The sequence below is a fragment of the Kitasatospora cheerisanensis KCTC 2395 genome (assembly GCF_000696185.1).
Classification (GTDB): domain Bacteria; phylum Actinomycetota; class Actinomycetes; order Streptomycetales; family Streptomycetaceae; genus Kitasatospora; species Kitasatospora cheerisanensis.
In genome coordinates this window covers 6,429,246-6,440,181 of sequence record NZ_KK853997.1, presented here as the reverse complement: position 1 = coordinate 6,440,181, position 10,936 = coordinate 6,429,246, and the positions used below count along the sequence as shown (strand labels likewise).

Genomic DNA, 10,936 nt, shown 5'->3' with positions numbered 1-10,936 from the left:
CCCCCCCCCCCCCCCCCCCCCCGCCCGCCCGCCCGCCCGTATCCCCCTGTGTGCCCTTGGGCCAGGTCTCACGGGACGGGGGTCGCCGGGCGTGCTGACCGGGTTCGTCACCGGCGCGGAGGCGCACGCCTTCGCCGCGCTGCCGGCCGCGGACCAGCGGGCGGCGGCGGTCGCGCAGGCGTCCCGGCTGTTCCCGATGCTGCCGGAGCCGCTCGCGTTCCACGTCACCGACTGGGTCAACGAGCGGTGGAGCAAGGGCTGTTACGCCGCGCTGTTCGGGCCGGGCGACTGGTCGGCGCTCGGGCCGACGCTGACCACCCCGCACGGCCTGGTGCACTTCGCGGGCACCGAGACCAGCACCGAGTTCTTCGGGCTGCTGGAGGGCGCCGTCCGCTCGGGCCGCCGCGCCGCCGCCGAACTCCTTTCCGCGTAGCCACCCCTGGGGGCGCTCCGCCACGCGGTCCCCCGCCGCCCCACACCCCAGCACCACCTTCCCTTTCGTCGGGCATTTCCCCCGGTCCGGCGCGCGCCGCACGAGGGCGTGCCCGGGCATCGAGTCCTGCTTCGGAAGACCGGAGACCGCCATGACCGATCAGACGTCCCTCGCGCCGCTTCCCGTCAGGGAGCGGTTCATGTCCGACCCGACCCTGGGTGCGGGCAACTTCCTCGACCGCGCCGTCGAGGCGAATCCGCACCGCGCGGTGCCGTTCGCGTTCAGCCACCGGCTCGACCACCGCGGGCAGGTGGTGCTGCGCGGGCACAGCCTGCTGGACCTGGTCGCGCTGCGCGACCGCTACGCGGCGTGGTACCACGCGAACGGGGTGCGGCCCGGCGATCCGGTCGGCGTGGTGATCGCCGAGGGCCTGGAGCCGCTGCTGCACTTCTTCGCGCTGACCGCGCTGGGCGCGGTGCCGGCGCTGGTGAACGACGCGATGCGGCACGACGTGATGGTCCGCTACCTGAGCCACGTGGGCGTGGTGGGCGTGGTCGCGGACGACACCACCCGGCTGGCGTCGGCGTACCGGCAGGATCCCCGACTGCGGCCGCGCTTCCTGTCGTTGACGGCCGAGGTGCAGGCCTTCGACGCCGCCGCGGCGCCGCTGCCGGCGGCGTACCCGTACCGGCACGCGGCGCAGGACGTCGTGGCGCTGATCCACTCCTCCGGGACGACCGGCACGCCGAAGTCGACCATGCTGGCGCACCGTCAGTTCTGGGACGGGAAGCAGCCGCGGATGGTGCGGTTCCCGGCGGAGCCGTACGACCGCCTGATGTCCCTGATGCCGCACACCCACGCGGGGGGCCTGAGCTACTTCCTGACAGCGACGCTGCTGGGGCTGCCGACGGTGGTGATGGCGGACTGGCGGCGGGCGGCGGTGGAGCCGGTGATGGAGGCGTTCCGGCCGACCATGGTGGCCTCGTTCCCGCGCACCTTCGTCGAGTTGGCGACCGGTGAGCTGCCGGTCGCGGGTGCGGCGAAGGTGCACTCGTGGTTCAACACGGGCGACAGCGCGCACTACGGGCACATCCGGCGGCTGGTCCAACTCGGCGAGCGCCCGGCGGGGTTGGTCCGTCCGTGGCTGCTGCCGCAGGAGCGGGCCGAGCAGGCGGCGCTGCCCGGTTCGCAGTTCGTGGACGGGCTGGGTTCCTCCGAGATGGGCATGGCGCTGTTCGGGCAGGTGACCTCGCCGGAGTCGGGGCGCGCCGACCGCTGCGTGGGGAAGCCGTCGGAGGTGGTGGAGCGGGCCGCGGTGCTGGACGAGGACGGTGCGGAGGTGCCGGACGGGACGGTCGGCCTGCTGGCCGTCGCCGCGCCCTCGATCACGCCGGGGTACTGGAACGACGAGCGGTTGACGGAGTCGTTCCGGCGCGACGGGTTCTGGCTGACGGGCGATGTGGCGTACCGGGACAGCGAGGGACGGTTCTTCCACCTGGACCGGACGGTGGACGTGATCGACACGCTGGACGGGCCGGTGTACAGCCTGCCGTTGGAGGAGGTGCTGCTCGCCGACTGCGCCGATCGGGTGCAGGACTGCTCGGTGGTGGGCGTGCCGCACCCGGACGGCGGTCAGCGGCCGGTCGCGGTGGTGCGGCTGCAGGACGGGGCGTCCGCGGACGGGCTGCTGGCGGCGGCGAACGCGGAGCTGGCGAAGGCGGGGCTGGCCGAGCTGGCGGCGCTGCACGTGGCGTGCACGGCCGAGGAGTTCCCGCTCGGCCCGACCGGCAAGGTGCTGAAGCGCGAGCTGCGCACCCGGCACGCCGGCCTGCTGTCGTCCGGTGCGCACGATGCGGCGCGTTCCTGATGCACCGGCAGGTTCCGCAGCCGTACGCGTACCTGCGGCGGGAGTTGGTGGAGCCGGACTGGCGGCGGCTGCCGGGCTGGCGGGAGGTGACGGCCGAGCAGTGGCGGGACGCGCAGTGGCAGCGGGCGCACTGCGTGCAGAACGAGCGGCAGCTGCGGCAGGTGTTCGGGCCCCTGCTGACCGACCGGTTCTACCGTGAACTGGCCGCCGATCAGCGGTGGTTCGCGACCATGTCGGTGCTGGTGCCGCCGCAGATGCTGAACACCATGGCGGCGGACGCGCCGTTGTCGCCGGCGGCGTTCACGGCGGCGTTCCTGGCGGATCCGGTGCGGCGCTACATGCTGCCGGTGCGCTCGGACCGGCATCCGCAGTGGCCGAGCCATCCGCTGGCGGCGCGGGATTCGCTGCACGAGGCGCAGATGTGGGCGGTGGAGGGGCTGACGCACCGCTACCCGACGAAGGTGCTGGCCGAGTTGCTGTCCACCTGCCCGCAGTACTGCGGGCACTGCACCCGGATGGACCTGGTGGGCCGGTCGACGCCGCAGGTGGCGAAGGCGCGGCTGGTGCTGCGTCCGGCGGACCGCGAGGAGCAGATGCTCGACTACCTGAAGCGGACGCCGTCGGTGCGGGACGTGGTGGTGTCGGGCGGCGACCTGGCGAACGTGCCGTGGCCGCGGCTGGAGTCGTTCCTGCTGCGGCTGCTGGAGCTGGGGTCGGTGCGGGACGTCCGGCTGGCCAGCAAGGCGGTGGTCGGCCTGCCGCAGCACTGGCTGCAGCCGAAGGTGCTGGCGGGCGTGCGGCGGGTGGCGCGGCTGGCGGCCCGGCGCTCCGTCAACCTGGCGGTGCACACCCACGCCAACCACGCGGCGTCGGTGACGCCGCTGGTCGCGGAGGCGGCGCGGGCGCTGCTGGACGCGGGGGTGCGGGACGTCCGCAACCAGGGCGTGCTGCTGCGCGGGGTGAACGCCACCCCGGCGGCGCTGCTCGACCTGTGCTTCGCGCTGCAGGGCGAGGCGAACATCCTGCCGTACTACTTCTACCTGTGCGACGTGGTGCCGAACGCCGAGCACTGGCGGCTGCCGCTGTCCGAGGCGCAGCGCCTCCAGGAGGCGATCCTCGGCTACCTGCCGGGGTACGCGACGCCGCGGCTGGTGGCGGACGTGCCGCACGTCGGCAAGCGCTGGGTGCACCACGCGGTCGGTTACGACCGGGAGCGCGGCATCTCGTACTGGACCAAGAACTACCGCACCGCGGTCGACCTGCGCTCGCCGGAAGCGGCGGGCGGCGAGGCCGAGTTGGGCCGCCGGTTCCCGTACGTGGATCCGGTGGACACGCTGCCGGCGGCGGGTCGCGCCTGGTGGGCGGAGCGGCTGGCCCGGGGTGCGGGGCGGCTGCCGGACGTGTTCGAGCTGTTGGACTCCGAGGAGGGCGAGTGAGCGAGGCGTCGGCGCCGTTGCGCCGGATGGTCTGGATCTTCCCGGACCGGGAGTCGACCCGGTCGGGGGCGATGTGGAAGCACTACTTCTGGGACGTGTTCGCGGAGGTCGCCGCCGGGATGGGCATGGAGTGGTCCCGGCACGCGCCGGAGGCGGTGACAGTGGACGGCACCGACCCGGGCCGGCCGCGGGTGTACCTGGAGGACCGGCCGGTCACGCCCGAGGACACCCTGTTCATCACGGCGCTGTACTCGCTGCCGTACCAGTCGATGGACGTGTTCAACCAGCTCTCGCTGTGCACGGTGCTGGAGCAGGCCGGGTTCTACCTGCCGTTCCCGGCGCAGGTGTCGCTGCTGGGCAACGACAAGCTGGCGACGGTGCTGTTCCTGGCGGACTCGCCGGTGCCGCCGATCCCCTCGGTGCGGATCGGCTCGGGCCGGGACGTGTCGAAGCACCAGTACGAGGCGGCGCTGGACGGCTTGGCGTTCCCGGCGATCGTGAAGCCGGCCGGCTGGTGCGGCGGCGGCGGGATCTGCCTGGCCCGTTCGCGGGAGGACGTGCGGGGGCTGGCCAGCCTCGCGCAGGGCGGTGACACCACGCTGGTGGCGCAGCCGTACCTGGGGGACGGCACGGTCGACTACCGGGTGTACGTGATCGGCGGGAAGCCGTACGCGGCGCTGCGGCGCACCCCGGAGGCGGGGTCGCCGGTGGCGAACGCGAGCCGGGGCGGCTCGATGGAGTTCTGCCCGGTCCCGGCCGAACTCGCGGACGCCACCGGGTACTTCGCGAAGAAGCTGGCGATCCCGTTCTTCTGCGTGGACTTCCTGCACGACGGCGAGCGGTTCTGGTTCTCCGAGCTGGAGCCGGACGGGGTGATCGCCCCGGACTTCGACGACCCGGACCGCTCGGTCCAGCGGGACGTCACCCGGGCCCGGTTCGCGGCCTACCGGGACGCGCATTCGGCGTTCCTCGCGGACGGGGGCGCCCGCCGATGACGAGTTTCTCGCTCACCGAGGCGCAGGCCGCCGGCGGTCTCGCGGTGGCCCGCCGGACGCTGCAACTGCTGCGCTCCGTACCGGAGTTCGGCGACCGGTACGCGCAGGCGCGGCCGCCCGGCTCGCTGGCCGAGCTGGCGGAGCTGCCGCCGCTGGCCAAGGACGACCTGAACACGGCGCTCGCCCGGCTGGATCCCGCGGCGGCGCACGGCGCCACCTGGCTGTTCCAGAGCGGCGGTTCGACGGGTGCGCCGAAGCTCGGCTACGCGCCGACGGGCTTCTACATGGCGAAGGTGTTCGAGCACTGGCGTCCGCTGGACCGCGCGGACGTCTTCGTCAACGCCTGGGGTGCGGGCCGGATGTGGGGCGCGCACTTCCTCGCGGCGGGGCTGGCCGACCTGTGCGGCTGCCGGGTGATCGCACTGGGCTCGGTGACCTCCGCGGAGTACCCGCAGTGGCTGGGGTTCCTCGCCGACCGGGGGGTCACCGCGATCGGCGGCACCCCGAGCGTGCTGCGGCTGTGGTTCGCGCACGCCCGCGCGGCCGGGATCGAACTCCCGTCGCTGCGCAAGGTGTTGTGGCTGGGCGAGGCCTGGCAGCCGCAGCTGGAGGAGGACTTGGCGGTGGTCGCGCCGAAGGCCCGGCGGCACGGCATGTTCGGCTCCACCGAGACCTGGGTAGTGGGCGCCAACTCCCCGGAGTGCCCGGCGGACACCTTCCACCCGTTCCCGCACCAGCTGGTGCACGTCGGGGACGGCGGACTGCTGGACTTCACCTCGCTCGACCCGGCGATGCTCAACCCGGTGCTGCGCTACCGCACCGGCGACGCGGGCGAGTTGACGGTCTGCGGGTGCGGCCGGCCAGGCCCGGCGATGCGGGTGCTGGGCCGCCGCGACAACGTGGTGCAGGTGCGCGGCCTGGGCCTGCACGTGGACGAGCTGCTGGCCCGGGTGGAGCGCGAGCCGGGCGTGGTCCGCGCCCAGGTGGTGATCACCGAACAGGGCGGCCGGGCCCGGCAGGTGGACGTCCTGGTGCTCGGCGAACTTCCCGACCCGGAGGCGCTGCGGCGTGAACTGCTGTCCGCCACCGTCACCTTGAGCACCGCCTTCGTGCACGACCCGGAGCAGGTCCGGGTCCGGGTGGTGGACGCGCTGCTCGGCAACGAGCGCACCGGGAAGACCGCGGGCTTCGTGGTCCGGGAGGCCTCGTGAAGCTGCGCGCGCCCGAGCAACTCGGCCGGGCCTTCGACCTGTTCTGGGTCGGGAAGTCGGTGTCCAGCATCGGCGACCGGGTGACGGTGTTCGTCGTCCCCACCCTGATGATCTTCGTGCTGCACGCCTCGGCGTTCCAGGTCGGCATCGTCGCGATGGCCCAGTACCTGGGCATTCCGCTGCTCGGCCCGGTCGCGGGCGTGCTGGTGGACCGCTGGGACAAGCGGCTGACGCTGCTGGTCTGCGACCTGGTCCGGCTGGTCGCGGTCGCCGTCATCCCCGTCGCGTACTGGCTGGGCTTCCTCTCCACGCCGCTGCTGTTCTGCTGCGTCGCGGCGGTGTCCGGCGCCACCATCTTCTTCAACGTCGGCTACCTGGTGGCGGTGCCGGCCGTGGTCGAGCAGCCGCACCTGGTGCGCGCCTACTCGCGGTTGGAGGGCAGCGGCTCGGTCGCCGAGGTCGCCGGGCCGTCGATCGCGGCTGCCCTGTACAGCGCCCTCGGCGCCGCCTCGCTGCTGGTCGACGCCGCCAGCTACCTGGTCTCCGCGGCCTGCTTCCGCTGGATGCGGCCGTGGGGCGGACGCACCGTCGCGCAGGGCTCGGTGTGGCAGCGCCTCACCCTGGGCTTCCGCCTCAACTGGCAGGACCCGGTGCTGCGCCGGGTGGTGCTGGCCGCCGTCACGCTGAACTCCGGCGGGCCGGTGTTCGTCACCGTGCTGCCGGTGTTCGCCTACCGCGGCCTGGGCGTCACCGTCGGCGCGTTCGGCGCCGCGATGTCGGCGGGCGCGGTCGGCGCGCTGCTCGGCGCGCTCGTCGCGCCGAGGATCGGCGGGCGGCTCGGCATCGGGCGGACGCTGGCCTGGGCGCTGCTGCTGCACTGCCTGGTCGGCCTGGGCGTGCTGGCCGCGCCCGCGCTGCCCGCCGGGCCGGTCATCGCCGTCACCATGGGCTGCTACGGCTTCTTCATGTCCTGCATCAACGTGTGCTCCGCGCCCGCCCGGCAGTCCCGGATGTCCGCGCAGCACCAGGGCGTCATGCACGCCGCGTTCCGCACCGCGACCTGGGGCGTCATCCCGCTGGCCGCACTGGCCGGCGGCCTCGCCGTCTCGCTGCTCACCGGCCCGCTCGGCGTCCTCGACGCGGCCCGCTGGACCATGGTCGGCGGCACCCTGCTCGCCGCCTGCTCCTTCCTCCCGGCGCTCGGCGTCCAGGCCCGGATGGACGCCGGCCTGCCGAAGGCCGCGGACGGCGCCACCGAGCTCGCGGAGGCCGCCTCGTGACGGACCGTCGCACCGTCCTGATCACCGGCTGCTCCTCCGGCATCGGGCTGGCCACCGCGGCTGCCGCGAGCCGGGCCGGCTGGACGGTGCTCGCCACCGTCCGCGACCCGGAACGCGCGGACGCCCTGCGGGCCGCCGCGCCCGACGCCCTGGTCCGCCGCCTGGACGTCACCGACGAGGAGTCGATCGCCCGCTGCTTCGCCGGCCTCGACCGGCTGGACGCGCTGGTCAACAACGCCGGGATCTCCAACTCCGACCCGACGCTGGAGATGTCCACCTCGGCAGCGCTGCGCGCCAACCTGGACGTCAACTTCTTCGGCACGGTGGCCGTTTCGCGCGCCGCGATGCCGCTGCTGCGCGCCTCCGGCGGCCGGCTGCTGACCATCGGCAGCGTGCACGGCGTGGTCGGCCAGCCCTTCAACGAGGCGTACTGCGCGGCCAAGTTCGCCGTCGAGGGCTTCATGGAGGCGCTCGCCCCGGTGGCCGCCGCGCACGGCGTGCACGTCTCCGTCCTCGTCCCCGGCTACGTGCCCGACACCCGGTTCGGGCACTTCCCGGACGTCGACCGGACCACCGTGCAGGCCGCTTCGGGCCCGTACGCGGGCACCTTCGCCGCCTACGTCGACCGGCTCGGACGGAACTGGGCGGACGCCGGGCAGCCCGCCGCGGAGGTCGCCGCCGCGGTGCTGCGCGCGCTGGCCGAGGAGCGGCCGCCGTTCCGCATCCCGGCCGGCGCCTGGGCCGCCGACTACCTCGCCGTGAAACTCGCCGACCGAGACGGCCGCACCGTCCAGCGCCTCGCCCAGGACTGGATCGGCCTCTCCCCCACCCCCTGACTCCCCGGGAGCAACCACCGTGCCCGCCAAGCCACTTCACGCCCTGGTCGACCACGCCCGCGCCCATTCGCCGTTCTACGCCGAGCTGTACCGCGAGGTACCGGCCGTGGTCGGCTCGCTCACCCAGCTGCCCGTCGTCGACCAGGAGGCGTTCTGGGCCGCCAACTCCTGGCCCGGCAACCGGCTGTTGACCGCCCCGCTCACCGATGCCTGCGTCTTCAAGTCCGGCGGCACCACCGGCGCGCCCAAGTTCTCCCCGTGGACCCGCGAGGAGCACGTCGACTCCGTCCGGGCGTTCGGCGCCGGCCTGGTCGACGCCGGGCTCAGACCCGGGCAGAAGGTCGCCAACCTGTTCCGCGCCGGCGAGTTCTACAGCGGCTTCGTCTTCATCGAGAACGCCCTGCACCACGCGCCGGTCGACAACGTCCGCCTGCCGATCGGGACCGCGCCCGACGACTTCGTCGCCGAGGTGATCCACGGCTTCGGGGCGGACGTGCTGGCCGGCGAGCCGATGAAGTTGTCCTCCGTCGCCGAGACCCTGCTCGCGCAGGGCCGGCCCGCCCCGCAGGTCGAACTGGTCCTGTTCGGCGGCGACATCCTGTTCAACGACCTGCGCCCGCTGCTGCGTTCGGCCTTCCCGAAGGCCGCGCTGTCCTCCATCGGCTACGCCTCCGTGGACGCCGGCCTGGTCGCCGGACCGGTGCCCGCCGGCGAGGACCTGCGCGTCCACCGGGCGTTCCCGGGGCGGACGGTGGTCGAGCTGATCGACGAGGCCACCGGCGAGCCGATCACCGAACCGGGCGTCCCCGGGCGGGTGGTGGTCACCAACCTGTTCCGCACCCTGGTCCCGATCCTGCGCTACCCGGCGGGCGACCGCGCCGAATGGGTCGACTCCCACTGCGACCGCTTCCGGCTCCTGGGCCGCTCCGGCGAGGGCGCCCGCGTCGGCATCGTCTCCATGCCCACCGAGCAGGTCCGCGACGTGCTGCTCGCCCACGACCCCGGGCACCACATCACCGGCATGCAGCTCGTCCAGCGCCGCTGGTCCGGCCGCGACGGCCTGATCATCCGCCTCGGCCACACCGCCCCGCCCCCGCCGGACCTCGCCGAGACCCTCCGCCGCGCCGTCCTCGCCGCCCGCCCCACCTACGAAGCCGAGGTCGCCGCCGGCGCCATCCACCCCCTCCAGATCGAATGGGTCCCGCGCGCCGACCTCGTCACCAACCCCCGCACCGGCAAACTCCGCCAGGTCATCGACGACCGCCCCTCCCACTGACCCACGCCCCGACCGCCCTGGCCGGCCTCCGAGCGCTGCTGACGGCCTTCCGAGTGCTCAGCGGGCGGTGGTTGCCAGGCCCGACTCGTAGGCGAGGATCACCAGGTGGACGCGGTCGCGGGCGTCGAGTTTGGAGAGGAGGCGGGTGACGTAGGTCTTGACGGTGGCGATGCTGAGGTGGAGGTGCTCGGCGATCTCGGTGTTGGAGAGGCCGCGGCCGATCAGGGTGAGGACTTCGCGTTCGCGTTCGGTGATGGCGGTCAGGGCCAGTGGGGGGCGTGAACTGCCGGGTGCGGGGCGGGAGGTGAGTTCGGCGATCAGGCGGCGGGTGACGCGCGGGGCGATCAGGGCGTCGCCCGCGGCGACCACCCGGACGGCGGCGATGATCTCTTCCAGGCCCATGTCCTTGACCAGGAAGCCGGACGCGCCCGCGCGCAGCGCGCCGTAGACGTACTCGTCGTCGTCGAAGGTGGTGAGGACGAGGACGTGGGCGGTGGAGCCGGAGGCGGTGATCCGGCGGGTGGCCTCGATGCCGTCCATGCCGGGCATCCGGATGTCCATCACGACCACGTCGGGCGCCAACTCGGCGGCCAGGCGCACCGCTTCGTCGCCGGTGCCGGCCTCGCCGGCGATCTCCAGGTCGGGGGCGTCCTTGACCACCATGGAGAGCGCGGCCCGGATCAGCGGCTGGTCGTCGACCAGCAGGAGGCGGACGGTCATCGGGCACCGGCCGGGAGCGGCAGGGTGGCGGCGACCCGGAAGCCGCCGGCGGCTCGCGGCCCGGCCGTGAAGGAGCCGTGCAGCAGGGCGACGCGTTCCTTCATGCCGAGCAGGCCGAAGCCCGCGCCGCCGGGCTGGGTGGCGCGCAGGCCGCCGCCGTCGAGCACCTCGATGGACACGTCGGTCTCCCCGCAGTCGACGGTCACCCGGCAGGACCGGGCGCCGGCGTGCCGGACCACGTTGGTGAGGGCTTCCTGGACGACCCGGTAGGCCGCGAGGTCGACCTCGGGCGGCAGCGCGGACCAGGCGCCGTCCCGGCGGAGGTCGACGGCGACGCCGGCGGCCGTGGTGGCGGCGGCGAGCCGGTCGAGGTCGGCGAGGCCGGGGCCGGGGCGAGCGGGGCCGGGGTCTCGGCGTCGTCCTCGGCGGCGCGCAGCGCGACGAGCATCCGGCGCAGGCCGGAGAGGGTTTCGCGACTGGCGGTCTCGACCTGGCCGAGCGCCTCCCGGGCGGCCTCCGGCTGGGTGTCGAGGACCAGCCGGGCGGCGCCGGCCTGGAGGGCGACGATGCCGATGCTGTGCGCGACCATGTCGTGCAACTCCCGGGCGATGCGCAGCCGTTCGCCGGCCACGGCGCGGGCGGCGGCGTTCTCGCCGAGCTCGGCGGCGTGCCGGCGGGCGGCCCCGCCGAGTTGCCGAGCAGGACGGCGACGGCCGCGGTCAGCAGCACGGCGAGCGCGGTGGAGGTGCCGATGACGAAGCCGACCAGGACCCGTCCGATCGGGTAGCCGGTGAGCACGAGGGCGGCGAGCACCGAGGCGAGGACGGTCCGACGGCGCGGCAGGTGCGCGGCGATGTACCAGAGCGCCACGTCCACGCCCAG

Annotated in this window: 12 protein-coding genes; 9 read left to right on the top strand and 3 right to left on the bottom strand. The window is 74.2% G+C overall.

Translation table 11 applies throughout. From position 1 onward, the window contains the following. Positions 1-40: 40 nt before the first annotated feature. The 8 genes from KCH_RS28875 (at position 41) to KCH_RS28840 (ending at position 9,334) form a co-directional block, all read left to right on the top strand. Positions 41-433 carry an FAD-dependent oxidoreductase gene (locus KCH_RS28875; protein WP_084223981.1) on the top strand — a complete coding sequence of 131 codons (393 nt, stop codon included), beginning with the start codon at positions 41-43 and terminating at the stop codon, positions 431-433. A 199-nt stretch (positions 434-632) separates the two neighbouring features. Then, on the top strand, positions 633-2,300 hold the full coding sequence (locus KCH_RS28870) for a class I adenylate-forming enzyme family protein (protein ID WP_208865995.1): 1,668 nt from the start codon (positions 633-635) through the stop codon (positions 2,298-2,300). Next, positions 2,300-3,736 carry a KamA family radical SAM protein gene (locus tag KCH_RS28865; protein WP_051653559.1) on the top strand — a complete coding sequence of 479 codons (1,437 nt, stop codon included), beginning with the start codon at positions 2,300-2,302 and terminating at the stop codon, positions 3,734-3,736. The genes KCH_RS28870 and KCH_RS28865 overlap by 1 nt, the downstream gene beginning before the upstream one ends. Then, positions 3,733-4,731 carry an ATP-grasp domain-containing protein gene (locus KCH_RS37960; protein WP_051653558.1) on the top strand — a complete coding sequence of 333 codons (999 nt, stop codon included), beginning with the start codon at positions 3,733-3,735 and terminating at the stop codon, positions 4,729-4,731. Before KCH_RS28865 ends, KCH_RS37960 begins: the two co-directional genes overlap by 4 nt. Beyond that, positions 4,728-5,942 (top strand): AMP-binding protein, encoded by a 1,215-nt coding sequence (locus tag KCH_RS28855; RefSeq protein ID WP_035867770.1) that lies wholly within the window; start codon positions 4,728-4,730, stop codon positions 5,940-5,942. Before KCH_RS37960 ends, KCH_RS28855 begins: the two co-directional genes overlap by 4 nt. Next, positions 5,939-7,222: an MFS transporter gene (locus tag KCH_RS28850; protein WP_035867768.1), complete on the top strand. Its 1,284-nt coding sequence runs from the start codon at positions 5,939-5,941 to the stop codon at positions 7,220-7,222. Before KCH_RS28855 ends, KCH_RS28850 begins: the two co-directional genes overlap by 4 nt. Next, complete coding sequence (locus KCH_RS28845; protein WP_035867766.1) at positions 7,219-8,058, top strand: SDR family NAD(P)-dependent oxidoreductase; 840 nt, start codon at positions 7,219-7,221, stop codon at positions 8,056-8,058. The genes KCH_RS28850 and KCH_RS28845 overlap by 4 nt, the downstream gene beginning before the upstream one ends. A 19-nt stretch (positions 8,059-8,077) precedes the next feature. Further along, the gene (locus KCH_RS28840; RefSeq protein ID WP_035867763.1) at positions 8,078-9,334 is read left to right on the top strand and encodes a phenylacetate--CoA ligase family protein; all 1,257 of its coding nucleotides are present in this window, start codon (positions 8,078-8,080) and stop codon (positions 9,332-9,334) included. Positions 9,335-9,391: 57 nt separating this feature from the next. On the opposite strand, the gene KCH_RS28835 is transcribed toward KCH_RS28840, so the two are convergent. From KCH_RS28835 to KCH_RS46725, 3 genes are read right to left on the bottom strand one after another with little or no spacing between them, the layout of a single operon-like run. Beyond that, on the bottom strand, positions 9,392-10,054 hold the full coding sequence (locus tag KCH_RS28835) for a response regulator (RefSeq protein ID WP_035867761.1): 663 nt from the start codon (positions 10,052-10,054) through the stop codon (positions 9,392-9,394). Next, positions 10,051-10,293 carry an ATP-binding protein gene (locus tag KCH_RS46730; RefSeq protein ID WP_341865425.1) on the bottom strand — a complete coding sequence of 81 codons (243 nt, stop codon included), beginning with the start codon at positions 10,291-10,293 and terminating at the stop codon, positions 10,051-10,053. The genes KCH_RS28835 and KCH_RS46730 overlap by 4 nt, the downstream gene beginning before the upstream one ends. After that, the gene (locus KCH_RS46725) at positions 10,257-10,643 is read right to left on the bottom strand and encodes a histidine kinase dimerization/phosphoacceptor domain-containing protein (protein WP_341865424.1); all 387 of its coding nucleotides are present in this window, start codon (positions 10,641-10,643) and stop codon (positions 10,257-10,259) included. The genes KCH_RS46730 and KCH_RS46725 overlap by 37 nt, the downstream gene beginning before the upstream one ends. On the opposite strand from KCH_RS46725, the gene KCH_RS46720 reads away from it, so the two are divergent. Continuing rightward, entirely contained in the window at positions 10,632-10,841 is a 210-nt protein-coding gene (locus tag KCH_RS46720) for a hypothetical protein (protein ID WP_341865423.1), read from the top strand. The genes KCH_RS46725 and KCH_RS46720 overlap by 12 nt on opposite strands. The last annotated feature ends 95 nt before the right edge of the window (positions 10,842-10,936 follow it).

Excerpts from the sequence above, each read along its gene's own strand:
- KCH_RS28870 (WP_208865995.1), top strand. The coding sequence starts at position 633 with ATGTCCGACCCGACCCTGGGTGCGGGCAACTTCCTCGACCGCGCCGTC.
- KCH_RS46725 (WP_341865424.1), bottom strand. The coding sequence starts at position 10,643 with ATGGTCGCGCACAGCATCGGCATCGTCGCCCTCCAGGCCGGCGCCGCC.
- KCH_RS28855 (WP_035867770.1), top strand. The coding sequence starts at position 4,728 with ATGACGAGTTTCTCGCTCACCGAGGCGCAGGCCGCCGGCGGTCTCGCG.
- KCH_RS28835 (WP_035867761.1), bottom strand. The coding sequence starts at position 10,054 with ATGACCGTCCGCCTCCTGCTGGTCGACGACCAGCCGCTGATCCGGGCC.
- KCH_RS28865 (WP_051653559.1), top strand. The coding sequence starts at position 2,300 with ATGCACCGGCAGGTTCCGCAGCCGTACGCGTACCTGCGGCGGGAGTTG.